The organism is Nocardioides sp. AX2bis, assembly GCF_902506435.1.
Taxonomy (GTDB): domain Bacteria; phylum Actinomycetota; class Actinomycetes; order Propionibacteriales; family Nocardioidaceae; genus Nocardioides.
In genome coordinates, this window is the sequence record NZ_LR733215.1 from 2,744,280 (window position 1) to 2,768,961 (window position 24,682).

Below are 24,682 nucleotides of genomic sequence, written 5' to 3' on the forward strand. Positions count from 1 at the left end.
CCCCACCGCCGGCCGGACACACTGGCAGGCGTGCCCGCTCCCTCGCTGACGCGTCTCGACCCGACCACTCCCCCGCGCGCCGTCGTCCTGCTGCTGCACGGCGGCAAGCCCCACGGCCGCGACGAGGTCGGGGCGCGCAGCGCGTCCTGGCGCCGGATGGCCGCGCTCCAACGGGCGGTCACGCCCCGCCTGCACGGGGCCGGCGCCGCCTCGTGGCTGCTGCGCTACCGCGAGCGCGGCTGGAACGGCACCGGCGCCTCGGCCACGCAGGACGCCCGCTGGGCGCTGGACCAGGTGCGGGACGAGCTCGGCGACGTGCCGGTCGTCCTCCTCGGGCACTCGATGGGTGCACGTACCGCCGTGCACGTCGCCGACCACGATTCGGTCGATGGCGTGGTGGCCCTGGCGCCGTGGTGGGACCGCTCCGACCCCGTCTCCACCCTCCGCGGCCGCCACCTGCGCGCCGCCCACGGCCGCGCGGACCGGATCACCTCGGCCCGGATGACGCGCGACTACGTGCGTCGCGCCGGCCCGGTCGCCTCCTCGACGGGCTTCGAGGACATGGGCCGGGTCGGCCACTACATGCTGCGTCGTGTCGAGCGCTGGGAGGAGGTCGCGACGGCCTCCTGCCTGGCCCTGCTCGGCGACCGGACGACCGGCTGAGCGCTCTTCGCCACGCAGCGGCCGGGTGGGCGTGTCCCGGACTGGAAGGCGTGTCGCCGGCCCGATCAGGTCCCGGCGCCGTCGTGCAGGCGCAGGAACTCCAAGTGACGCTCGTACTGGTCCAGCACGTCGTCGATCAGCTGGGTCCGGCTGTAGCCCATCACGTCGTAGCCCTGGCCGCCGTCGCGCAGGTGCACCTCGAGGCGGGAGTAGCGCTCGTCGCCGCGGGGCGCCCACCCGCCGTACGCCGGGATCGGCTGGTCGCGGTGCTGGACCCGGTAGACGAAGGGCAGCTCGGCGCCGACGTCGGTGACCAGCTCGGTCCCGGGGTGGCCGTCCTCGTCGGGGCGGTCCACCACGTCGACGCCCACGCCCTGGCTGCGCAGCTCGTCGGCGACCTCCGCCAGCGCGGGGGCGACCACCGAGGCGAGGTAGTCGTCGGCCTTGGCGCGGTCCGGGAAGGTCATCACCCGACGAACCCGGGCCTGCCACGGCACGTGGCTGGGCCGGCCGGTGGGTTCGGCGGACCCGCTGCGGCCGGACAGCATGCCCGGCAGCATCCCGGTCCTGCTCTCGGCGACCTGGCCCTCGACCGACAGCGCCCGGTAGAGGCCCCACATCACCGGGACCAGCACCAGCGCGAACGGCAGCCCCACGATGATCGTGGCGTACTGCAGGGCGAAGATGTTGCCGGCCGCCAGGATCGCCAGCGTCAGCGCGCCGGTCGCGGCCGCCCAGAAGATCCGCAGCCAGGCCGCACCGTCGTCGGCGGTGGTCCGCAGCGTCGAGGACAGGTTGGCCATCACCAGCGCGCCCGAGTCGGCGGAGGTGACGTAGAAAAGCAGGCCGACGAGGATCGCCAGGGTCGCGACCACCGGGAAGGCGGGGTACTCCTGCAGCAGGGCCCACAGTCCCTCCGAGGGGTCGACGCCCTCCTCGATGACCGTCTGGAACGACGCGTTGCCTCCGCGGATCTGGTCGAGGGCCGCGTTGCCGAAGATGCTCACCCACATCACGATGTAGGTGAAGGGGATGATCAGGGCGCCGAGCACGAACTGCCGGATGGTGCGCCCGCGCGAGATCCGCGCCAGGAACAGCCCGACGAAGGCCGACCACGCCACCCACCACGCCCAGAAGAACAGCGTCCAGAGCCCCATCCAGCTGCTGTTGTCCTCGAAGGCGAAGGTCTGGTTGGTCATCTCCGGGAAGAGCCGGGCGTAGTCGCCGACGTTGAGCACCAGCGCGTCCAGCAGGTACGCCGTCCGCCCGGTCACCAGGATGAACAGGGCCAGGCCGATGGCCAGGAGCACGTTGACCTGGGAGATCACCTTGATCCCCTTCTCGACGCCGGTGGTGGCCGAGACGGCGGCGATCACGACCGCCAGGACGATCAGCGCCGCCTGCGTGGCCAGTCCCTGCGGGAGGCCGAAGACGATGTTCAGCCCGACGTTGAGGCTGACCACGCCGATGCCGAGCGAGGTCGCGACGCCGAAGATCGTGCCGAGCACGGCGGCGATGTCGGTGGCGTGGCCGATCGGGCCATCGACCTTCTTGCCGATCAACGGGTACAGCGCGGAGCGGACCGCCAGGGGAAGGTTCATCCGGTAGGCGAAGTAGCCCAGGGCCATCCCCATCAGCGTGTACATGCCCCAGCCGGACAGGCCGTAGTGGAACAGCGTCCACACGGTGCCCTCGCGCGCGGCCTGGACCGTGCCGCCCTCGATCGAGGGCGGGTCGAGGTACTGCACCGCCGGCTCGTAGACGGAGTAGAAGATCAGGTCGGTGCCGATGCCGGCCGCGAACAGCATCGCGGCCCACGCCCCGGTGGAGAACTCTGGTCGCGAGTGGTCGGGACCGAGCCGGATCGAGCCGTACTTGGAGAACGCCAGGTAGACCACGAACACCAGCACCGAGGTGGTCAGCGCGATGTAGAACCAGCCGAAGCCGCTGGAGACCCGGCCGACCAGCGACTCCAACGTGTCGAACGCGTGCTCGGGAGCGGCCACGCACCAGATCGTCACCGCCAGGGTGATCAGCGCCGCCGGGACGAACACCGGCAGGTTGAGCCGGGAGGCGGGCTCCTCGGGGACCGGCCCGGCCACCCCGGGTCGTGAGTCGAGATCGGTCATCGCTGTTCTCCTCTTCACCTCGCCGGCCCCGCGGGGCCGGCGCTCAGTGGACCTGGACGGTGCCGGGCCGCGCGTCGTTGCGCGGGTCCCCCTGCGGGTACAGCGGCATGCCGGTTCCGTGACGGTAGAACGGCACGTCCTCGGGCGCCAGTGGCGTGTTCCCGGCGATGAGGTCCGCGGCCTTCTCGGCGAGCATCATCACCGGGGCGTAGATGTTGCCGTTGGTGACGTAGGGCATCACCGAGGCGTCCACGACGCGCAGCCCCTCCACGCCGTGCACCCGCATGGTCGAGGGGTCGACGACGGAGTCCGGGTCGGTGCCCATCCGCGCGGTGCAGGAGGGGTGCAGCGCGGTCTCGGCGTCCGCCGCCACCCAGTCCAGGATCTCCTGGTCGGTGCTGACCCCGGGGCCGGGCGAGATCTCCCCGGCCGAGAACGGCGCGAACGCCGGCTGCTCGAGGATGGTCCTCGCCGCGCGGACCATCTCGATCCACTCACGCCGGTCGTTCTCGGTCGAGAGGTAGTTGAACTGCAGCGCCGGGTGCTCGAAGGGGTCGGTGCTGCGGATCTTCAGGCTGCCCCGCACGTCGGAGTACATCGGGCCGATGTGCACCTGGTAGCCGTGCTCGGCGGCCGGCTGCGACCCGTCGTACCGGATCGCGATGGGCAGGAAGTGGAACATCAGGTTCGGGTAGTCCACCCGGTCGTTGCTGCGCAGGAACCCGCCGGCCTCGAAGTGGTTCGAGGCCCCCACGCCCCGGCGGCCGAAGAGCCACTCGGCGCCGATCCGGGGCTTGTGACGGTGCTTGAGCCACGGGGCGATCGACACCGGCTGCTTCGCGGCGTGCTGGATGTAGACCTCCAAGTGGTCCTGCATGTTCGCGCCGACGCCGGGCAGGTCGGCAATCACGTCGATGTCGAGGCGCTTGAGCAGCTCGGGGTCGCCGATCCCGGCCAGCTGCAGCAGCTGCGGGGAGTTGATCGCACCACCGCAGAGGATGACCTCGCCGGCCTCGACGCTGCGCCGCGCGCCGCGCCGCCCCACGCCGCGCACGTAGTCGACCCCGGTGACGCGGGGGCCCCCGGCCTCGCGGGCGACCCTCAGGCCGGTGACCTGCGCGAGCGTGTGGACGTCGAGGTTGGGCCGGCTCATCACCGGGTGCAGGTAGGCCTGGCTGGCCGAGAGGCGCCGACCGCGACTGACGTTGCGGTCGAAGGGCGCGAAGCCCTCCTGGCGGTAGCCGTTGACGTCGTCGGTCAACGGGTGGCCGGCCTGCTGGACGGCCTCGAAGAAGGCCCCGAAGAGCGGCGACGACGCCGGCCCCCGCTCGAGCACCAGCGGCCCGGCACCGCCGCGCCACGCGTCGGCGCCCGCGGTGGTGGTCTCCATCCGCTTGAAGTACGGCAGGCAGTGGGCGTAGTCCCAGTGCTCCATCCCGGCGTCGGCGCCCCAGCGCTCGTAGTCGAGCGGGTTGCCGCGCTGGAAGATCATCCCGTTGATGCTGGAGGAGCCGCCGAGGATCTTCCCGCGGGCGTGGTAGACCGTCCGGCCGCCCATGTGCGGCTCGGGCTCGGAGGTGTACTTCCAGTCGTAGAGCCGGTTCCCGATCGGGTACGGCAGCGCGGCCGGCATGTGGATGAACGGGTCGAGCTTGGTGTCGGTGCGGCCGGCCTCCAGCACGAGCACCCGGGTGCCGGGGTCGGACGAGAGGCGGTTGCCCAGCGCGGAGCCGGCCGAGCCGCCCCCCACGATCACGTAGTCGTAGCGCTCGCTCATGACGCGTCTCCCTCGCTCGGTCCGAACCAGCCCTGGGGGACGGGGCGGGTGTTGTGCCACACGTGCTTGGTCTCGCGGTACTCGTCCAGGCCGGCCAGCCCGAGCTCGCGACCGACGCCGCTCTGCTTGTAGCCGCCCCACTCGGCCTGGGGCACGTACGGGTGGTAGTCGTTGATCCAGATCGTGCCGTGGCGCAGCCGCGCCGCGACCCGCTCGGCGCGCCCGGCGTCGCGGGTCCAGACCGCGCCCGCCAGGCCGAAGATGGTGTCGTTGGCGATCGAGACCGCGGCGTCCTCGAGACCGTCCGCGTCCGCGCCGGTGAAGGTCTCGACGGTCAGCACGGGTCCGAACGACTCGTCCTGCACGCAGCTCATGTCGGCCGCGCAGCCGTCGAGGATCGTGGGCCGGTAGAACCAGCCCCGGTCGTACGCCTCCCCCTCGGGCCGCGACCCACCGGCCCGGAGGACCGCGCCCTCGGCGAGGCCGGCCGCGACGTAGGCCTCCACCTTCGCGCGGTGCGCCTCGGAGATGAGCGGGCCGGTCTCGGCGTCGTCGTCGAAGGGACCGCCGAGCCGGATCTGCTCGGTGCGCGCGACCAGGGCCTCGACGAACTCGTCGTGGATCGAGTCCTCCACGACCAGCCGGGCGCCGGCGGAGCAGACCTGGCCGGAGTCGAGGAAGACCGCGGTCAGCGCCATGTCCAGCGCGGTCTCGAGGTCGGCGTCGGCGAAGACGATGTTGGGGTTCTTGCCGCCGAGCTCGAGGGCGACCTTCTTGACGGTCTCCGCGGCCGAGGCCATCACGCGACGCCCGGTGACCAGGCCGCCGGTGAAGGAGACGAGGTCGACCTCGGGGGCCGTGGTGAGCGTCGGCCCGACCCGATCGCCGGCACCGAGCACGAGGTTGGCGACGCCGTCGGGCAGCCCGACGTCGGTCAGCGCGCGCATCAGCCAGATCGCGGTCGACGGCGTGAGCTCGCTGGGCTTGAGCACGAAGGTGTTGCCCGCGGCCAGCGCCGGGGCGACCTTCCAGGAGGTCTGCAGCAGCGGGAAGTTCCACGGGGTGATCAGCGAGCACACGCCGACCGGCTCGTGGACGACCTTGCTCACGACGTCGGGCATGCCGGTGTCGACCACGCGGCCGGCGTCGGCCTGCGCCAGCCCGGCGTAGTGGCGGAAGACGCCGACGATGTCGTCGACGTCGAGGCGCGACTCCAGCATCCGCTTGCCGGTGTCGAGCGACTCCAGCCGGGCGACCTCCTCCTTGTCGGCCACGAGCCGGTCGGCCAGGCGGTGCAGCAGGGCGGCCCGCTCGGGCGCGGGCGTACGCGGCCAGGGACCGTTGTCGAAGGCGCTGCGCGCGGCCACGACGGCCGCGACCGCGTCCTCGGCGGTGGCCTCGGAGACCTCCGCGACGACCTGGGTGGTGTCCGCGGGGCAGCGGACCTGGCGCGTGGAGCCGTCGGAGGCGTCGCGCCACCGACCGGCGATGAAGAGCTCGGGCACCCCCTGACGCAACCGCACCGGAGCGGTCAGGTCAAACCGGGTCCCCGCGACGGTGACCTAGGTCTCGGACCGTTCCGCGACCCGGCGCGGGGTGAGCGGGGCGAACCGCTCGCGGTCGGCCATCACCGCGGTCAGCCCGACCCAGCTCGTCTGCGCGACGACGGCGTCGTACCCGACCGGCACGTCCCACCCGGCCAACCGGACGAGCACGGTGTCGGGGCCGCGACGCAGCAGCACCTCGACCCGGCCGGAGGGGCCGGGGACCCACCGCACGACGTACCTGCCCGCGCCGAGGAACGGGTCCGCGCAACGGGCCGGCGGCACCACGTCGCAGGAGTCCCCCTCCGGCCGCCCCGGCACCGGGCCGCGGGTCACCACGAGGTCGACGACGGTGTACGGGGCTCGCGCCTGCGGGTCGAGCGTCACCCGCGCCGACACCGTCCGTGGGGACCACCCGGGGCGCCCGGCGACCAGGGGCGAGGGAGTCGACCCACGCACGCGGGGAGCCGGCCCGCCGGAGGTCCTGACCGAGCGGGCCCAGACGTCCGCCAGCACCGCGGGGTCGGCGCGGACCCGCTCGAGACCCCGGGGGTCGGGGACCCCGCCCTCCCAGGTCGTGAGCCGGTCGCCGAGCGCCGCCGCCTCCGCGGTGGTGGTCAGCCGGAGCCGGGGGTCCTCGGCCAGCGCGGTGAGGTCCTCGACGGAGAACGGCAGGTCCGCCCGCGGGGGTCCCGCGTGATCGGAGGCCCCGCGAGGGCGACGGTGGTGGACCCGTCGTCACGCACCATCGACACGGCGACGTACCCCGGGTCCTCCTCGGGCGTCAGCAGGTCCCAGGTCAGCCGGACCACGCCCCCGTCGGTCGGCGTCACCGTGCACCCGCTCTCGTCCACTCGACCCCGGCAGGTGCGGGCCCCCGGTTCGGGGCTGACCACCACCCGCACGACCGACCCCGCGCCGGACCCGTCGGCGGGGAGGCCCAGCTCGGCGCCGACCTCCCCGGGCGGGTCGCCGAGTCGGGCAGCGGTCGAGCGCGCCGAGGCCGGGACCACCCGGAGGTGCTCGGCGGCCACCGCGGCGACCGCGCGCTGGGTCAGCGGCACGCCCCCCGTCGGCTCCCGGTCCGCGGCCCCGCCCCGGCAGGAGGCCAGCAGCACGAGCAGCACGGCGACGGCGGCGGTTCGGGAACGGCTGACGTGCATCGTGACCCCCAGGACTGGTGCCGTCCATGCTGCCAGCCGGGTTACCGTCGCATCCATGGACTACAGGAGCCTCGGACCCACCGGCATGATGGTCAGCCCCCTCTGCCTCGGCGCGATGATGTTCGGCGCGTGGGGCGAGCCGGACCACGACGAGTCGACCCGGATCATCCACCGCGCGCTCGACGCCGGGGTGAACTTCGTCGACACCGCCGACATCTACTCCCGCGGCGAGTCCGAGGAGATCGTCGGCAAGGCGCTCGAGGGCCGCCGCGACGAGGTCGTGCTGGCCACCAAGTTCCACGGGCCGATGGACGTGGACATGGGCGAGACCGGCAACCCGTTGAACCGCGGCAACTCCCGGCGCTGGATCGTCCAGGAGGTCGAGGCGAGCCTGCGTCGGCTGCGCACCGACTGGATCGACCTCTACCAGGTGCACCGCCCCGAGCGGGAGACCGACGTCGAGGAGACCCTGGCCGCGCTGACCGACCTCCAGCGGCAGGGCAAGATCCGTGCGTTCGGCTGCTCGACCTTCCCGGCCGCCGACGTGGTCGAGGCGCAGTGGATCTCCCAGCGTCGCGGTCTGGGGCGCTTCGTGACCGAGCAGCCGCCGTACTCGATCCTGGCCCGCGGGATCGAGGCCGACCTGCTGCCCACCACCGAGCGGTACGGCATGGGCGTCATCCCGTGGAGCCCGCTGAACGGCGGCTGGCTGACCGGTCGCTTCCGCACGGGACAGGACGCCCCCGACAACCACCGCTCGCGGATGCGTTCGTCCCAGTACGACCTCGCGCGGCCCGAGAACCAGGCCAAGCTCGAGGCGGCCGAGGCGCTGGCGGTCCTGGCCGAGGAGACCGGTGTGACCCTGGTGCACCTCGCGCTGGCCTTCGTGATGCAGCACCCGGGCGTCACCGCCCCGATCATCGGGCCGCGCACGATGGAGCAGCTCGAGACCCAGCTCGGCGCGGTCGACGTCACGCTGTCGACCGACGTGCTCGACCGGATCGACGAGATCGTCCCGCCGGGCGTGAACCTCGCCCGCGACGACGCCGGGTACGCGCCGCCGTCGCTCCAGGACCCCTTCCTGCGTCGACGCCGCACCGCCTGAGGCAGCGTCGCCGGGGGCGAGGCGCCAGCGCCGCCCCCGGAGGTCGCAGGAGCCAGCGCAGCCCCCCGGAGGTCGCAGGAGTCAGCGCAGCCCCCCGGCGGTCGAGGAGCGAGCGAAGCGAGCGTCACGAGACCCTTACTGCGAGTGTTACTGAACGTTTGATCGAATGTGCCTTTCCTGGTTGTGCAGAACCGCCTCTGACCTGTGGAAACACCCCAGGACTGTCGGCGGCCAGTGCTTGGATTGATCCATGGCCACCATCAAGGACACCACCACCGGGCACCCCGTCCCGTGCAGTGTCCGCGCACTGTCGGCCTCGGTGACGGCCTTGGCCGAGCGGCCGCTTTTCGCGTTGGACGTCGCCACCACCCGCGACACCATCCAGGCGCTGGCGGTCCTGGAATCGAAGGTCGCCTCCCTCAAGCTCGCCGTCCTCGCCCACGCCGACGAGGTCCAGGTCGGCTCCGACACCGGGTGCACCTCGACCGGGGTGTGGGCCGCGAACGCCACGAGGTCCCGCAAGAACGTGTGTGCGGCCCAAGTGAAGCTCGCGACCGCGTTGGAGTCGCGGTGGACCAAGGTCCGCGACGCGTTGGCCTCAGGGGCGATGAACGCCGACCAGGTCCGCGTTGTCGTGAACGCGTTGGAGGACCTCCCCGAGGACCTCGACGCAGCCCTGCTCATCCAGGCCGAGGAGATCAACTGCACCCCCGATGAGTCCGGGGAGAAGCGCGACTGGGTCAAGGGTCGGCCGGGTCCGCAGAAGCTCGGTGAGGCGTTCTGTGAGCTGATCGAGAACTACCCCCGACAGAACGCACCCAAGCTCGGCCGCACCGACGGGACCTTCATCGCCACCACCACCTTCGACCTCCTGACAACCGCGCTCGGGACCGCCACGTTGGACGACGGCACACCGATGACCGCCGCCCAAGCCATGCGGCTGGCCTGTGAGGCGCGGATCATCCCCGTGGTCCTCGGCGGAAACGGTGAGGTCCTCCACCAAGGCAAGGCCCGACGCAAGTACACCGCCGCGCAGACCTACGCCATGCACGCCCGCGACAAGTCCTGCACCGCCAAAGGCTGCGACTGGCCACCCGGGCTCTGCCACGCCCACCACGACACCATGTTCGCCAAAGGTGGGAAGACCGATATCGAGGACGGACGGCTGCTCTGTCCGCACCACCACGCCCGCGCCCACGACCCCGCCTACGAGATGACGATCCATCCCGACGACAAGGTCACCTTCCACCGAAGGACATAGGCCGACCCGTTCTGCGTACGGGGTCTCGTGACGCTCGCTTCGCTCGCTCCTCGACCACCGGGTGCTGCGCGCCCTCGACCACCGGGGTCGCTCCCTCCTCGACCACCGGCCGGATCGGCGCGCCCACGATCACCGGGTGCCGCGCGCCCTCGACCACCAGGGCACCGCCCTGTCCGGAATCGTCACCTCGAGGCGCCGCGAGCGTCATCTCGGCTGTCCGCGAGCGTCACCTCGGCGGAACCGGGTGGGGGGTCCGGCCGTCCGAGCCGCATGACCACCTCCGTCACCACCGCCGTCACCACCTCCGCCACCGTCACCGCGAAGCGGCTGCCGTCCCTGGGCCTGGCCCTCCTCCTCGCGGCCGGGCTCGGGCTCGCCGGGTGCTCGTCGGGAGGCTCGGAGTCCTCCTCCGCCGGGGCCGACAGCGCCGACAGCGCCGCCAGCCTCGGCAGCGCCGACACCGAGGTCGGCGAGGAGCAGGCGGCCGGCACCCGCCCGGACGCCCTCCAGGACGGCTCCCTGTCGTTCAGCGCGGACTCCGCGAGCCGGGTCGCCGCGCCCGGGAAGGCGGTCGACACCTCCCCCGCTACCGAACCCGGAGCCGAGCCCGCGATCATCCAGACCGGCACCCTGACGGTCGAGAGCGACGACGTCGCCGGGGCCCGGTTCGACCTGGACAAGCTCCTCGACACCTACGGCGGGTCGGTCGCGGACGAGAAGACCACCGCGAGCGACGAGGGCGACGTCCGGCTGTCGCGGGTCGAGCTGCGGGTGCCCAGCGCGGAGTTCGACGCCGCGATGACCGGCATCGGGGAGCTGGGGAAGGTGACCGAGTCGACCCGCAAGGCCCAGGACGTCACCGGCGAGGTGATCGACACCGAGGCGCGGATCCGGGCGCAGGAGCAGAGCCTCCAGCGGATCGAGGTGCTCTTCGGCCAGGCCCAGGACATCGGCGACATCGTCTCGATCGAGGCCCAGCTGAGCCGGCGCCAGGCCGAGCTCGACTCCCTGAAGGGCCAGCTGGCCTACCTGCAGGACCAGACCACTTTGTCCACGATCACCGTCTACCTCGAGCAGTCCGAGCCGGCGGCCGTGCCGCCGGCGCCCGAGGAGGACGACCTCGCGTTCGTCGGCGGCCTGAAGGACGGGTGGGAGGCCCTGGGCTCGCTCGGCGCCGGCCTGGCCGTGGTGGTCGGCGCGCTGCTGCCGTTCGCCCTGGTCGCCGTGCTCCTCGGCGTGCCAGCGGCCCTCGTCGGCCGGCGCCTGCTCGCGCGGCGCCCGACCCCTACGGCGTGAGGTTGCGCGCGGTCGCCGCGGCGAGCCGCAGCGCGTCCCGCGCCCACCCCGCCGACGCGCCCGCCAGGCCGCAGGTCGGGGAGATGCCGAGCTGGTCCCCGACGACCTCCGGGTCGAGCCCGAGCATCTCCAGCCACCGCTCGACCCGGGCGGTGACGTCCTTGTCGGAGGGCCGGGCGACGGGATCGGTCGAGGGCAGCACACCGAGCACGACCGACTCCCCCGCCTCGAGCGCCTCGCCGAGCTGGTCGTGGTCCTCGGCGGCGAGCTGGTCGAGGTCGACGACGAGGCCCCGGGCTCCCGCGCCGCGGAGCAGGTCGAGGGGGGTACGCGGGGCGCACGCGTGGACCCACGGCTCGCCCCCGGCTCCCGCGACCGCCTCGAGCACGGCGGCCAGGGTGTCGGAGGCCTCGGGCGGATGGACGCTGCGGTGACGGTGCAGGCCCGACGCGGTGGGCACCTGCCCGCCGAGCACCGACGGCAGCGCCGGCTCGTCGACCTGCACGACGAGCCGCTCGACGCCGGGCAGCCGACGCCGTACGTCGGCGACGTGGTCGACGAGGCCCTCGGCCAGCGCCTGCGCCAGCTCGCGCCGGGCTCCGTGGTCCCCGAGGACGGCCCCGCCGCGCGGGCGCTCGACCGTGGCGGCGAGGGTCCACGGACCGGTCACCTGGATCTTGAAGGACCCCGTCAGACCCTGCGCCTGCTCCTCGAGGCTGTCGAGGTCCTGACCGACCAGGCTGCGGGCACGACGCTGGTCGACCCCGGACGCACCCTGCCCGGTGAGCCGCCAGCCCGCCGGCTGCAGGTCGGCGCCCAGCTCGGCCACCAGCGCCAGCGCCCGGCCGGTCATCGCCGCGGCGGCGCCGCGGCCCGGCACCTCGGGGAGGTGCGGCAGCTGGCCGACCAGCTCACCCAGCACCAGGCCGACGGCGTGGTCGAAGGAACGCTGGTCCTCGCCCGGCATGGAGCCGACCGCAGTCGCACGGGTCATCGCTGCTGCTCCTGCCGGGGTGACGCACCGGCACCGGCGCCGGTGCGGTCGATGGTGGCGCTGCCGACCACGCGGGTGCCGTCGTACACGACCGCGGTCTGGCCGGGCGCGATGCCGTAGGCCGGCTCCAGCAGCTCGACCTCGACCCGCTCGCCGTCCGGGTGGACCCGGACGACCGCGGGCAGCTCGGCACCGTGGGCGCGCAGCTGCACGGTGCCGCGCAGCAGGCCCGGCGACGCACCGCACCAGCGGGGATGCGTGCAGGTGAGCCGGTCCACCGCCAGCCGCTCGTGCGGGCCGACCGTCACCGTGCCCGAGACCGGCTCGATGTCGAGCACGAACCGGGGGCGGCCGTCCGGGGCCGGCCGCCCGATCCGCAGGCCCTTGCGCTGCCCGACGGTGAACCCGTAGGTGCCCTCGTGGCGGCCGAGCACCTCGCCGGTCGCGTCGTCGACGATGTCGCCGCCCTCGTTCGGGGCGCGGTCGCCGAGCTTCTCGCGCAGCCAGCCGGCGTTGTCGCCGTCGGCGACGAAGCAGATGTCGTGGGAGTCGGGCTTGTCGGCGACCAGCAGCCCGCGCTCGGCGGCCTCGGCCCGCACCTGCGACTTGGGCGTGTCCCCGAGCGGGAAGAGCGAGTGCGCGAGCTGGCGCTGGTCGAGCACCCCGAGGACGTACGACTGGTCCTTGCCGTCGTCCTCGGCCCGGTGCATCTCCACGGTGCCGTCACCGGCCCGGCGCAGCCGCGCGTAGTGCCCGGTGGCGACGGCGTCGAACCCCAGCGCGAGCGAGCGCTCGAGGACGGCCTCGAACTTGATCTTCTCGTTGCACCGCAGGCACGGGTTGGGCGTGCGGCCGGCGGCGTACTCGTCCATGAAGTCCTCGACGACGTCGGCGTGGAAGCGCTCCGAGAGGTCCCAGACGTAGAACGGGATCCCGATCACGTCGGCGGCCCGCCGCGCGTCGTTGGCGTCCTCGACCGTGCAGCAGCCGCGCGCCCCGGAGCGGTACGACGCGGGGTTGCGCGACAGCGCGAGGTGGATGCCGGTGACCTCGTGGCCGGCCTCGACCGCACGCGCCGCCGCGACCGCGGAGTCGACCCCGCCGGACATGGCGGCCACGACCCGCAGCGGCCCCGGGCCGCCGGGGGCGGTCACCGGCGCGCCGCGCGGGCCCGCTCGACGCACGGGCCGATCGCGGCGACGAGCGCGTCGACGTCGGCCTCGGTCGAGGTGCGGCCGAGCGAGAACCGCAGCGAGCTGCGCGCGACCTGCTCGTCCCGGCCCATCGCGAGCAGCACGTGGGAGGGCTGCGGGACCCCGGCCGAGCAGGCCGAGCCGGTGGAGCACTCGATGCCGCGGGCGTCGAGCAGCATCAGCAGGGAGTCCCCCTCGCAGCCGGGGAAGGACAGGTGGGCGATGCCGGGCAGGCCGGCGCCGGGGTCGTCGAGGGGCGCGCCGTTCAGGACCGCCTCGGGCACGACCCGCTGCACGCCACGCACCAGTCGCTCGCGCAGCGCCGACATCCGGGCCGCGTGGTCGGCCTGGCCGGCCACGGCCAGCTCGACGGCGGTGGCCAGGGCGCTGATCGCGGGCGGGTCGAGGGTGCCGGAGCGCACGTCGCGCTCCTGCCCACCGCCGTGGACCAGCGAGGTGAGGTCCAGCTCGCGGCGCACCAGCAGGGCGCCCACGCCGTACGGTCCCCCGACCTTGTGACCGGTCAGCGTCAGCGCGTCGACGCCGGAGGCGGCGAAGTCGACCGGGACCGCGCCGACGGCCTGGACGGCGTCGGTGTGCACGGGCACGCCGTGCTCGGCGGCGAGGGCGACGACGTCGTCGAGGGGCTGGAGGGTGCCGACCTCGTTGTTGCCCCACATCACCGACACCGCCGCGACGGAGCCGGGGTCGCGCTCGAGACAGGCCCGCAGGGCGTCCACGTCGAGGCGCCCCCGGTCGTCGACCGCGACGTGGTCGACGACCGCGCCCTGGTCGGTGGCCAACCAGTCGAGCGGGTCGAGCACGGCGTGGTGCTCGACGGCGGTCGTGAGCAGGCGGACGCGGTGGGGGTCGGCCGCACGTCGGGCCCAGGCCAGGCCCTTCAGCGAGAGGTTGTCGGACTCGGTGCCGCCGGAGGTGAAGACCACCTCGCCGGGGCGGCAGCCGAGCGAGCCGGCCAGCGACTCGCGGGCCTCCTCGACGACCCGGCGGGCCCGGCGACCGGAGGCGTGCAGGGAGCTGGCGTTGCCGACCTCGCGCAACCGCGCGACCAGCGTCCCGACCGCGGCCTCGACCATCGGCGTGGTCGCGGCGTGGTCGAGGTAGACGCTGGCCTCGGGGCGCAGGAGGGCTTCGGACATCGCACCGACCAGCGTACGCGCGCCCCCCGGCACCGGACCGGGCGCCTCAGCCCTGGTCCACCGAGGGCACCACGGTGGCCACGATCGCCAGGTGGTCGGTGCCGGGCACCGCGACCGTGCCCGTGCTCGTGACGGTCCAGCCCGGCGCCAGCAGGAGGTGGTCGATGGGCGCCGTGGGCGGCAGCAGGCCGAGGACCGGGAAGTACCCGTTGACCGGCCAGGTGGCGGTGAGCCCGGTGTTGAGCAGCTCGGCGCCGTCGCGGTAGCCCTCGGCGAGCAGGGCGCGGACGGGCGCGTGGTCCAGGGTCGCGTTGAGGTCGCCCACGACCACGTCGGGACGCTCGGAGACGACGACGTCGAGCAGCACGGCGTGGTCCTCGGCCCAGTCGTCGGGGTCCAGCGGGGCGGCCGGGTGGGCGGCCAGCACGTCCAGGCCGCCGGTGCGGACCAGCAGGTTGTCGAACCGCGTGCCCGCCACGGGCTCGGCGCGCTGGAACGGCTCGGCCGAGAACACCATCGTGCCCTCGTAGGTCTCCCCCGTCCGCCCGGTGCGGTGCGGCAGCAGGGCGTCGAGCCCGGCGTCCTCCATGGCGGCCAGCGTGCGCGGGGTGACCTCGCTGGCCACCAGCACGTCGACGTCCCGCTCGGCGACCTCGCGGACCACCGCGGCCCCGTCGCCCCGCCCGAAGTACAGGTTGGTGCTGAGGACCACCACCTCGTCCCCCGGCCCGGCGGCGGGCGACGGGTCGCGTCCCTCCCCGGTGTAGGACGGCAGCAGCCAGCTCACGTGCAGGCCCGCCGCAGCGAGGACCAGGACCGCGACCACACCCGGCACCAGACGGCGCCGGCCGCGCCGGGCGAGCAGGACGCCGAGCACCACCACCGCCAGCGCGTAGGGCACCAGGGCGAACGGCGTGAACGCCTGCGCCTGCACCAGCAGCCCCGCCGACGGGTCCGTCAGCCGGAGCACCGTCAGCGCACCGGCCGGGACCAGGAGGAGCACCAGCACCACGGTCAGCGCCGCACGGACCACGGCGGGGGGCGTCGGCATGACTGCGAACGTACCGACCCGGTGGCCACCGCCGACCGCCCCGCGGCGTCGCCCCGGCGACGCCGCGGTGAACGGCCAGGACCTCCTACAGCAGGACGAGGTCGTCGCGGTGGACGACCTCGCGGTCGTAGGCCGGACCGAGCTCGGCCACGAGGTCCGGGGTCGAGCGGCCGAGCAGCGCCGGGAGCTCGTCGGCGTCGAAGCCGACCCGCCCGCGGGCCAGGACCGCTCCGGCCGGGTCGACGAGGTCGACGGGGTCACCGGCCGCGAAGGACCCCTCGACGCCGGTCACGCCGGCCGCGAGCAGGGAGGTGTGCCGCTGGGTGACGGCACGGACGGCGCCGTCGTCGAGCACGAGGCGGCCCTGGGGCTCGGTGGCGTGCGCGAGCCACAGCAGCCGGGTCGGTCGGCGCTTGCCGGTGGCCCGGAACAGGGTGCCGACGTCGGCGCCCCCGAGGGCCTCGGCTGCCTGCGGGGCGGCGCTGAGCACCACCGGGATCCCGGCGCCGGTCGCGATCATGGCGGCGTCGACCTTGGTCCGCATCCCGCCGGTGCCGACCCCGGCGTCGCCGGGGGCACCGAGCCGCACCCCGGTCAGGTCCTCGACGGAGTCCACGACCGGCAGCCGCCGCGAGCCGGCCTCGGCGGGCGGGCCGTCGTACAGGCCGTCGACGTCGCTGAGCAGCACCAGCAGGTCGGCGTGCACGAGGTGCGCGACCAGGGCGGCGAGCCGGTCGTTGTCGCCGAAGCGGATCTCGCTGGTGGCCACGGTGTCGTTCTCGTTGACGATCGGCAGCACCCCGAGCTCGAGCAGCCGCGCGAAGGTCTGGTGGGCGTTGCGGTAGTGCGTGCGCCGTACGACGTCGTCGGCGGTCAGCAGGACCTGTCCTGCGGTCACGCCGTGGGTGGCGAGCTCCTCGGTGTAGCGGTGCACCAGCAGCCCCTGGCCGACCGAGGCGGCGGCCTGCTGGGAGGGCAGGTCGCTGGGGCGCCGACGCAGGCCGAGCGGCGCGAGCCCGGCGGCGATCGCGCCCGAGGAGACCAGGACGACCTCGACCCCGCGGTCGCGGGCCGCGGCGACGACGTCGACCAGCGCACGGACCCGGTCGGGGTCGATGCCGCCGGCGGCGGTGGTCAGCGAGGACGAGCCGACCTTGACCACGACGCGGCGCGCCGCGACGACCTCGGGCCGGGCGCCCGACGGCGCCGTGCTCATCGTCGCTCGGAGCCGCCCGGGCCCGACGGGTCGGCGGGGGCGGCGTCGGGGTCCGCGTCGGAGCCGATCTCGTAGGAGGTCGGGCCCCGGTCGTAGCGGCGGGCGACGTCGGCGCGGGTCTCGTTCTCGCCGCGGTCGGGCATCGCCTCGTCGATGGCCCGGCGACGGCGGGCGGCCGGCCGGTCCTCGGTGAGGCGGACGTCCTCGCCACGGCGGGAGAGGATCTCGCCGCCGGCGTCCATGCCCGGGCGGAAGTCGAAGACCACCGCGTCCTCGGGGTCGCCGATCAGCACGGCGTCGCCCTCGACCGCGCCCAGTGCCACCAGCTTGCGCTCGACGCCCAGCCGGTCCAGCCGGTCGGCCAGGAAGCCCACGGCCTCGTCGTTGGAGAAGTCGGTCTGACGCACCCAGCGCTCGGGCTTGGTGCCGCGCACGCGCCAGCCGGCGCCGGTGGCGCGCACCGTGAAGTCCTCCTCGCGCACGGCCTGCGGCCGCAGCACGATCCGCTCGGCGACCACGGCCTCGCGCTCGGCGCGCGCGGCCTGGACGATCTCGGCCATCGCGAAGCCCAGCTCGCGCAGGCCCTCCCCCGACGCCGCGGAGACCGGGAACACCCGTAGCCCGCGGGCGGTCAGGTCGGCCAGGACCATGTCGGCGATCTCGCGACCGTCGGGCACGTCGACCTTGTTCAGCGCCACCAGCCGGGGGCGGTCCTCGAGGCCGCCGTAGCGGGCCAGCTCGTTCTCGATGATGTCGAGGTCCTCGACCGGGGCCCGGTCGGGCTCGAAGGTGGCCGTGTCGACGACGTGCACCAGCGCCGCGCAGCGCTCGACGTGGCGCAGGAAGTCGTGGCCGAGGCCGCGGCCCTCGCTGGCGCCCTCGATCAGGCCGGGCACGTCGGCCACGGTGAAGGTGGTGTCACCGGCGGTCACCATGCCGAGGTTGGGCACCAGGGTGGTGAACGGGTAGTCCGCGATCTTGGGCCGGGCCCGCGACATGGCCGCGATCAGGCTCGACTTGCCCGCGCTGGGGAAGCCGACCAGGCCGATGTCCGCGACGACCTTGAGCTCCAGGACGACCTCGAGCTCGTCCCCGGGCTCGCCGAGCAGCGCGAAGCCGGGCGCCTTGCGCTTGGTCGAGGCCAGGGCCGCGTTGCCGAGCCCGCCGGCCCCGCCGGTGGCCACCACGAGCTCGGCGCCGGGGCCGACCATGTCGGCGATCGGGGTGCCGTCGGCCCGGGTGACGACGGTGCCGTCCGGGACGGGCAGCACGAGGTCGCCGCCGTGGCCGCCGTTGCGGTGGGCGCCGGCGCCGTGGCCGCCGTGGTCGGCGGTGCGCCGCGGGCTGTGGTGGTACTCGACCAGCGTGGTGACACCGGCGTCGACGCGCAGGATCACCGAGCCGCCGGGCCCGCCGTTGCCCCCGTCGGGGCCGCCGAGGGGCTTGAACTTCTCACGGTGCACGGACGCCACGCCGTTGCCGCCGCGACCGGCGCTGACGAACAGCCGCACGCGGTCGACGAAGGTGGGGACGGCCATGGGATTCCTCTCGGGGGTGCTGCTCGGTGAAATGCGCGAAGGCGCCCCGGTCAGGAGCGCCTTCGAGGTCCGGCCGGGGCCGGGGTCCCGGGGGCTGTGCCCCCGGGGCGGGTCACTGACCCGCGAGGATGTTGACGACGCGGCGGCCGCGCTTGCGGCCGAACTCGACCGAACCGGGGATGAGGGCGAACAGGGTGTCGTCCTTGCCGCGGCCGACACCGGCACCCGGGTGGAAGTGGGTGCCGCGCTGGCGCACGATGATCTCGCCGGCGCCGACGACCTGGCCGCCGAAGCGCTTCACACCGAGGTACTGGGAGTTGGAGTCGCGACCGTTCTTGGTGGACGCGGCGCCCTTCTTGTGAGCCATGAGTTACATCCTTCGTGTTCTGCGCTGAGAGCCCGGCGGCGTCTCAGAGGGAGATGTCGGTGACCTTGACCTGGGTGTACTTCTGGCGGTGACCCTGGCGCTTCTTGTAGCCGGTCTTGTTCTTGAACTTCTGGATGATGATCTTGGGGCCCTTGGTGGCGCCGAGGACCTCGACGGTCACCGCGGCCTTGTCCAGGCCGGCCGAGGTCACCGACTCACCGTCGACCACCAGCAGCACCGGCAGGGACGCGGTCTGACCGACCGGGGTGGCGATCTTGTCGATCGAGATGACGTCGCCCACGGCGACCTTCTGCTGGATTGCGCCAGCTCGCACGATCGCGTACACCGCGGATCTCCTTCGTCGGTTCAGAACACTCAGTCCAGGTCTGCGGCACGCCGGCACGTCCTCCGGGAGTGCGAGGAGCGGGATGCCATGCAGCGGTGGCGCACACCTGGTGCGCCGAGGGTCCATAGTACGGACCCCGCGGCGCCCAGCGCAAAACGTCGCCCTCGGGCGACCCCGGGCGCCCCGTCAGGAACGGCCGGGCTCGGCCTCGGCCGTCCCGGGCTCGACCCGCCCGGAGTCCGGCGGGGTGCCCCCGATCCCACCGCTCGCCGCGGCCTCGTCGAGCGAGGGGACGGTGCCGCCGCGTCGTCGCGAGCCGCGGGTACGGGTGACCACCCGCGGGCCGGCCGGGGCCGGCTCGTCGGCGGTCGGCGCGGGCTGCACCGGCTGCTCGGGCTGCTCGGGGGCTGCGGGGGCGGTGATCACCACGGGCTCGGCGCCCTGCTCGGGTCCACCGGCGGGCCGGCTGGCGCTACGCCGACGCGACCGCGTCACCACCCGTGCCGGCTCGGGCTCGGTCTCGACCACCGGCTCCACGACGGGCTCGGCAGCGGGCTCGGCAGCGGGCTCGGCGGCGGGCTCGGCGACGGGCTCGGCGACGGGCTCGGCGACGGGCTCCGGGGCAGCCTCGGTCACGGGGCTGTCCTGGGGTGTCACCTCCCCCGGCGCCATGGCCGGGTCGGAGGCGGAGGGCTGCTGCTCGGCCGGGGCGTCGTCGGCCGCGGCCTTCTCGGCGGCGCGGGCCATCGCGGCCACGTCGGCCGGCGAGGGCGCGCGACCGTTCTGCTCGCCGTCACGACCACCGTCACGGCCACCGCCGCGGTTGCGGCCGCCACCGTTCGAGCCGCCGTTCCCACCGCCGTTGCCGCCACCGCTGTTGCCGCCGCCGCTGCCGCCGCTGTCACCACGGCCACGCTTGGGACGTCGGCCGTCGTCGTCCTGGCGCGGGGGCTCGACCGGCTCGCCGTGGATGACCAGGCCGCGGCCCTGGCAGTGCTCACAGCTGTGGCTGAACGCCTCGAGCAGACCGGTGCCGATCTTCTTGCGCGTCATCTGCACCAGGCCGAGCGAGGTGACCTCGGCGACCTGGTGGCGGGTGCGGTCGCGGCCCAGGCACTCCACGAGCCGGCGCAGCACCAGGTCTCGGTTGGACTCCAGGACCATGTCGATGAAGTCGACGACGATGATGCCGCCGATGTCGCGCAGGCGGAGCTGCCGGACGATCTCCTCGGCGGCCTCGAGGTTGTTCTTGGTGACCGTCTCCTCCAGGTTGCCGCCGGAGCCGGTGAACTTGCCGGTGTTGACGTCGACGACGGTCATCGCCTCGGTGCGGTCGATGACCAGGGAGCCGCCGGAGGGCAGCCACACCTTGCGGTCGACGCCCTTGGCGATCTGCTCGTCGATCCGGTAGGTCGTGAACACGTCGGTCTCGGACTCGTGGCGCTCGAGGCGCTCGGCGAGGTCGGGGGCGATGTGGCCGACGTACTCCGAGACCGTCTGCCAGGCCTCCTCGCCCTGGACGACGAGACGGGCGAAGTCCTCGGTGAAGAGGTCACGCACGACCTTCAGCATCAGGTCGGGCTCGCCGTAGAGCACCTGCGGGGAGTTGCCCTTGGCGACCTTGGCCTCGATGTCCTCCCAGCGGGCCTTGAGGCGCTCGACGTCGCGGGTCAGCTCGTCCTCGCTCGCACCCTCCGCGGCGGTCCGGACGATGACGCCGGCGCTCTCCGGGACGATCTGCTTGAGCAGCGCCTTCAGCCGGTTGCGCTCGGTGTCGGCCAGCTTGCGCGAGATGCCGTTGGTGGTGCCGTCGGGCACGTAGACCAGGAACCGGCCGGCCAGGCTGACCTGGCTGGTGAGGCGGGCACCCTTGTGGCCGACCGGGTCCTTGGTGACCTGCACCAGGATGGTCTGCCCCGAGGACAGCACCGACTCGATCTTGCGGGCCGTGCCCTCCTTGTGGCCCAGCGCCTGCCAGTTGACCTCACCGGCGTAGAGCACGGCGTTGCGGCCCTTGCCGATGTCGACGAAGGCGGCCTCCATCGACGGCAGCACGTTCTGGACGCGGCCGAGGTAGACGTTGCCGATCATCGAGGTCTGCGACTCGCGGGCCACGTAGTGCTCGACGAGCACCTTGTCCTCGAGCACCCCGATCTGGGTGAGGTCGCTGCGCTGGCGGATGACCATGGTGCGGTCCACCGACTCGCGGCGGGCCAGGAACTCGGCCTCGCTCACGATCGGCGCGCGGCGACGCCCGGCCTCGCGGCCCTCGCGTCGGCGCTGCTTCTTGGCCTCGAGGCGGGTCGAGCCGCTGACCGCGGTGATCTCGTCCTCGGCCGAGCGCGGCTTGCGCACCCGGGTGACGGTGTTCGCGTCGTCGCCCTTGTCGTCCCCACCGTCGCCCTCGCGACGGCGGCGGCGCCGGCGGCGCGAGGAGCCGCTGCGGCCGCCCTCGCCGTCACCGCGGTCGGTGCCCTCGGTCGCGTCGGCGTCCTCGGGGTCCGTGGACTCGCCGGCGGGGTCGCCGGCGGTGTCGTCACCGGTCTGCTCCTGGTCCTGCCGACCGCCCTGACCGCCCTGGCCGCCCCGGCCGCCCTGGCTGCCACGGCCGCCGCGGCTGCGTCGGCGCCCCTGGCGCTGCCGGCCGTCCTGGCCGTCCTGGCCGTCCTGGTCGTCGTCCTGCTCGTCGCTGCCGGCGGCGTCCGTTTCGCCGTCGCCGCTCGTGGCGGTGGTCTCGTCCTCCGCTGCCGCGCCGGACCGCTCGGCCTGCTCGCCGGCCTCGTCCCCGTCGCCGGAGCCGCCGGAACCGCCCTTGCGGCGGCGGCGTCCGCCGCGCCGACGACGGCGACGGCCGTTGCCGGCGCCGCTCTCGCCCTCGGCGTCGTCGGTGTCGTCCTCGGCCTCGTCGTCCTCGGCGTCGACACCGGCCTGCTCGGCCTCCTCGACGGGCAGCACGGCCTCGACCTCGGCCTCGACGGCCTCCTCGACGACCTCGGCGGGCACCTCGACGGGGGCCTCGGCGACCGGGGCCTCCTCGACTGCGGCGTCCTCGGCCGGGGCGACCGGGGCGGCGGCGACCTTGCGGGTCGTGCGCTTGCGGGTCGTCTTCGTCACGACGGGGGCCTGGAACAGCGGGACCGCGCTGGCGGCCGGCGCGGGCTCGGCGGGGGCCTGCTCGGCGGGGGCCTGCTCGGCGGTGTCGGTGGGCAGGGCCGAGTCGGCGGCAGCGGCCACCTCCACCACGGGCTCCACCACAGGCTCGACGGCGGGCTCCAGCGGCAGCTCGTCCGCCGCGTCCGCGACGGGCGCCGCGGCGCTCTTCCGGGTCCGGGTGGTCTTCTTGACCGCGGCCTTCTTGGCCGTGGTCTTCTTCGCCGCGGTCTTGCGGGCCGCGGTCTTCTTCGCCGGGGCGGGCGTCCCGGCCGCGTCAGCCTCGCCCTCCGCCGGGGTTTCCGCGGGGGTGTCCGCCGGGGCCTCCACCGGCGTGTCGACCGGCGTGTCGACCGAGGTGGCGGCGACCTTGCGGGTCGTGCGCTTGCGGGTGGTCTTCTTCACCGCGGGGGCCGGAGGGGCCTCGCCCGTGTCGTCCGAGGACGTGGTGGGGGTCTGGTCGTCAGCCATGTGGTGCTCCTGGCCCGGGCGCTCGCGCGTTCCTGGGCGGGTCGTGCCCGGTTCCCGCGGTGCGGGGGCCGTGGCGTCAAGTCTTCCGGGGCGGCGACACCCTCCGCTGTGCGTCGCTGGGCGCCCGCCATCGCCTGCCGCGGTCGCTGGCCCGTGAGTGGTCGCTCTCACCGATCACCCGGTCCGCGTCGCGGTCTGGCGACGACCTGCACCCACCGTGCCGCCCCCTGCGGGGCCGGCGAGAACGTCGTCGGGCCGGGCCCTCGCGGTCTCCCGCTACGGCCCGTCCTGTGGGGAGTATCGCACAGAGGCCGGGCCGGCCGGGCATCACGCGCCCGGTCGGGGCCAGGCTCAGCCCGGGGCCGGGGCCGCGCTCAGGGGGTCCTCGAGCCCGTCCTCGGCCGGGGTCAGGGGTCCCTGGGCCAGCCGGGTCAGGAGCACCCGGTCCGGCAGGGGCAGCGAGGAGCAGGACCGGATCCCGGTCAGCACGTCGTCGGGTCGCACCGACGGCACCGTGTGCCGCAGCAGCAGGTCCAGCGTGCTGCCCGGCCTCCCCGCGGCGTCGACCTCGGCGTCCTCGACCTCCAGGTGGAGCACCGCCGTACGGCAGTCGAAGGTGCGCAGGCCCTTCTTGGTCATCCGCTCGACCGGCACCGACTCCAGGGCGAGGAAGTCCGTCACCCCGGCGCGTGCCGTGGTGACCGGCAGGTCGGTCTCGACCCTCCAGCGACTGGCCTGGAGCAGCTCGGTCAGGCCGCCCGTCCGCGCGGTGGCGACGTCGGCGACCTCCACCACGTCGAGGCCGGGCGGCAGGGAGCCGGCGAGGGTGCGGGCGACGTCGGCCGGGTCGAGCACCTGCGCGAGCCCGATCTCGAGGTACTCCGCCTCGCTGGCCGACCCCGTCGGGGACGCACCGGCGTACGAGATGCGCGGGTGCGGGTTGAAGCCCGAGGAGTAGGCCATCGGGACCCGGGCCCGCACGAGCGCGCGCTCGAAGGCGCGGCTGAAGTCGCGGTGGCTGGTGAACCTCATCCGGCCGCGCTTGGCGTACCGGACGCGGAGCCGTTGGACCGGGGGTGCCTGCTGCTCGGGCTGGGCGCGGCTCACGCGCGGGTCCCGAGGTCGTCTCGTGCTGCCTTCATCGCCGGTGAAGGGTAGACCGTCCCGACCCGCTCCCCCGACAACCAGGTCGTCAGTCGCGCGGCCTCGACCGCCAGGGCGCGTCGTCCGGGCGCCGGTACGTCGGTCAGCAGCCTCGGGACGACGACGCCGTCGGGGTCCTGCACCCAGGTGCCGACCACGCGGCCGTCCCACCAGGCCGTGGTGCCGGCGTTGCCGTTGCGGTCGAAGAGCTGCGGACCGAGGTCGCCGAGGTAGAAGGAGCGCTCCTTCCAGCCCATCACGGTCGGGTCGAGCACCGGCAGCAGCGCCGCCCACGGGGCGACCTCGGGCTCGGGGTCCTCGTCCTCGGCCAGCACCCAGGCGGGGCGGCCGTCCTCGAGGCGGACCTCGACGGCACCCAGCGCGGCGAGCGCGGTGCGGACGATCCCCTGGGTCGCGCCCAGCCACCAGACCAGGTCCGTGGTGGTGCCGGGGCCGAACCGGTCCAGCCAGCGCCGGACCAGCTCGGCCCACCCGTCCTCGGGGGCCGCGGCCGCCGGGACGTCGTCGAGCCAGTGCTCGACGGCCGTCCACCGGGGCCGGGAGACCCGCCAGTGGCTGGTGTTGGTGCCGCGGACGACGTCGGCGGTGAGGCCGAGGTGGGTCAGCACCCGGGAGTGCAGGCCGTCGGGTCCGGGCAGGACCGGGCGGACCTCCGCGGCGGTCAGTCCCTGCGGGTGGGCGCGCAGGTGCTCCAGCACCCGGACGCGGGCGTCGTCGAGCCAGGCCCCGCCGTCGGCGGCGACCCCGCTCGCGACGACCTCCTTGGCCAGCCGCGCCCCCTCGGCGGCGGCGACCCGGGCCGACGCGCTGCCCCAGGCCGCGGGGAGGACGTCGCGGGGGAAGACGAACAGGGTGCGCCGCATCGCCAGCTGCTTGACCACGCTCCGCTCGTCGTGGAGCGCCCGCTCGACGTCGTCGCGACCGAGGTCGGCGCGGGCGACCACCGACAGGTGGACGGTCGCGGGCTCGGTGGCGTGCAGGACCGCCACGGCGCGGACGGCCTGCTCGACCGAGCCGACCCGGCGCTCGGGGGCGACGGCGTGCCGCCGGCCGAGGCGGTGCCGACGCTCGCGGTCGGGGACGGTGCGCACCGC

The 24,682-nt window shown here is 74.3% G+C and carries 20 protein-coding genes; 4 read left to right on the top strand and 16 right to left on the bottom strand.

Annotation, left to right across the window (positions count from 1 at the left end; genetic code table 11):
* Positions 1–30: 30 nt before the first annotated feature.
* Positions 31–663 (top strand): alpha/beta hydrolase, encoded by a 633-nt coding sequence (locus GV155_RS13110; protein ID WP_236554311.1) that lies wholly within the window; start codon positions 31–33, stop codon positions 661–663.
* Between the two features lie 65 nt (positions 664–728).
* Here GV155_RS13110 and betT read toward each other — a convergent pair whose 3' ends face one another.
* From betT to GV155_RS13135, 5 genes are all read right to left on the bottom strand, one after another.
* Positions 729–2,792, bottom strand: a complete 2,064-nt coding sequence (gene betT / locus GV155_RS13115; RefSeq protein WP_160008591.1) for a choline BCCT transporter BetT — start codon at positions 2,790–2,792, stop codon at positions 729–731.
* A 43-nt stretch (positions 2,793–2,835) separates the two neighbouring features.
* Positions 2,836–4,569, bottom strand: a complete 1,734-nt coding sequence (gene betA, locus GV155_RS13120) for a choline dehydrogenase (protein ID WP_160008593.1) — start codon at positions 4,567–4,569, stop codon at positions 2,836–2,838.
* On the bottom strand, positions 4,566–6,074 hold the full coding sequence (locus GV155_RS13125) for an aldehyde dehydrogenase family protein (protein WP_160008595.1): 1,509 nt from the start codon (positions 6,072–6,074) through the stop codon (positions 4,566–4,568). Before GV155_RS13125 ends, betA begins: the two co-directional genes overlap by 4 nt.
* A 57-nt stretch (positions 6,075–6,131) precedes the next feature.
* Positions 6,132–6,500, bottom strand: coding sequence for a hypothetical protein (locus GV155_RS13130; RefSeq protein ID WP_160008597.1), 369 nt, complete (start codon positions 6,498–6,500; stop codon positions 6,132–6,134).
* A gap of 230 nt (positions 6,501–6,730) precedes the next feature.
* Positions 6,731–7,276 (bottom strand): hypothetical protein, encoded by a 546-nt coding sequence (locus GV155_RS13135; protein WP_160008599.1) that lies wholly within the window; start codon positions 7,274–7,276, stop codon positions 6,731–6,733.
* A gap of 55 nt (positions 7,277–7,331) precedes the next feature.
* Between GV155_RS13135 and GV155_RS13140 the strand changes: the two genes are divergently transcribed.
* From GV155_RS13140 to GV155_RS21005, 3 genes are all read left to right on the top strand, one after another.
* Positions 7,332–8,381, top strand: a complete 1,050-nt coding sequence (locus GV155_RS13140; RefSeq protein ID WP_160008601.1) for an aldo/keto reductase — start codon at positions 7,332–7,334, stop codon at positions 8,379–8,381.
* Between the two features lie 250 nt (positions 8,382–8,631).
* Positions 8,632–9,642, top strand: a complete 1,011-nt coding sequence (locus tag GV155_RS13145) for an HNH endonuclease signature motif containing protein (protein ID WP_160008603.1) — start codon at positions 8,632–8,634, stop codon at positions 9,640–9,642.
* A 270-nt stretch (positions 9,643–9,912) separates the two neighbouring features.
* The gene (locus GV155_RS21005) at positions 9,913–10,938 is read left to right on the top strand and encodes a DUF4349 domain-containing protein (RefSeq protein WP_160008605.1); all 1,026 of its coding nucleotides are present in this window, start codon (positions 9,913–9,915) and stop codon (positions 10,936–10,938) included.
* Here GV155_RS21005 and GV155_RS13155 read toward each other — a convergent pair.
* The 11 genes from GV155_RS13155 to GV155_RS13205 all read right to left on the bottom strand — a co-directional run bounded on the left by GV155_RS13155 (position 10,928) and on the right by GV155_RS13205 (position 24,679).
* Positions 10,928–11,932 carry a methionine synthase gene (locus GV155_RS13155; protein ID WP_160008607.1) on the bottom strand — a complete coding sequence of 335 codons (1,005 nt, stop codon included), beginning with the start codon at positions 11,930–11,932 and terminating at the stop codon, positions 10,928–10,930. The two genes, GV155_RS21005 and GV155_RS13155, sit on opposite strands and share 11 nt — an antisense overlap.
* Positions 11,929–13,059, bottom strand: coding sequence for a tRNA 2-thiouridine(34) synthase MnmA (gene mnmA / locus GV155_RS13160; protein ID WP_201300322.1), 1,131 nt, complete (start codon positions 13,057–13,059; stop codon positions 11,929–11,931). Before mnmA ends, GV155_RS13155 begins: the two co-directional genes overlap by 4 nt.
* 23 nt (positions 13,060–13,082) lie before the next feature.
* On the bottom strand, positions 13,083–14,285 hold the full coding sequence (locus tag GV155_RS13165; RefSeq protein ID WP_160008609.1) for a cysteine desulfurase family protein: 1,203 nt from the start codon (positions 14,283–14,285) through the stop codon (positions 13,083–13,085).
* A 46-nt stretch (positions 14,286–14,331) separates the two neighbouring features.
* Positions 14,332–15,336 carry an endonuclease/exonuclease/phosphatase family protein gene (locus tag GV155_RS13170; RefSeq protein WP_160008611.1) on the bottom strand — a complete coding sequence of 335 codons (1,005 nt, stop codon included), beginning with the start codon at positions 15,334–15,336 and terminating at the stop codon, positions 14,332–14,334.
* 85 nt (positions 15,337–15,421) lie between these two features.
* Positions 15,422–16,552, bottom strand: a complete 1,131-nt coding sequence (proB, locus tag GV155_RS13175; RefSeq protein WP_160008613.1) for a glutamate 5-kinase — start codon at positions 16,550–16,552, stop codon at positions 15,422–15,424.
* Positions 16,549–18,090: a GTPase ObgE gene (gene obgE / locus GV155_RS13180; protein WP_160008615.1), complete on the bottom strand. Its 1,542-nt coding sequence runs from the start codon at positions 18,088–18,090 to the stop codon at positions 16,549–16,551. The genes proB and obgE overlap by 4 nt, the downstream gene beginning before the upstream one ends.
* Before the next feature lie 112 nt (positions 18,091–18,202).
* On the bottom strand, positions 18,203–18,457 hold the full coding sequence (rpmA, locus tag GV155_RS13185) for a 50S ribosomal protein L27 (RefSeq protein ID WP_160008617.1): 255 nt from the start codon (positions 18,455–18,457) through the stop codon (positions 18,203–18,205).
* 43 nt (positions 18,458–18,500) lie between these two features.
* Positions 18,501–18,803, bottom strand: coding sequence for a 50S ribosomal protein L21 (gene rplU, locus GV155_RS13190; RefSeq protein WP_160008619.1), 303 nt, complete (start codon positions 18,801–18,803; stop codon positions 18,501–18,503).
* Between the two features lie 186 nt (positions 18,804–18,989).
* Positions 18,990–22,424, bottom strand: a complete 3,435-nt coding sequence (locus tag GV155_RS13195) for an Rne/Rng family ribonuclease (protein WP_160008621.1) — start codon at positions 22,422–22,424, stop codon at positions 18,990–18,992.
* 351 nt (positions 22,425–22,775) lie between these two features.
* Positions 22,776–23,531 carry a TIGR03936 family radical SAM-associated protein gene (locus tag GV155_RS13200; RefSeq protein WP_236554312.1) on the bottom strand — a complete coding sequence of 252 codons (756 nt, stop codon included), beginning with the start codon at positions 23,529–23,531 and terminating at the stop codon, positions 22,776–22,778.
* Entirely contained in the window at positions 23,528–24,679 is a 1,152-nt protein-coding gene (locus GV155_RS13205) for a winged helix DNA-binding domain-containing protein (protein ID WP_160008623.1), read from the bottom strand. Before GV155_RS13205 ends, GV155_RS13200 begins: the two co-directional genes overlap by 4 nt.
* Positions 24,680–24,682: the final 3 nt, after the last annotated feature.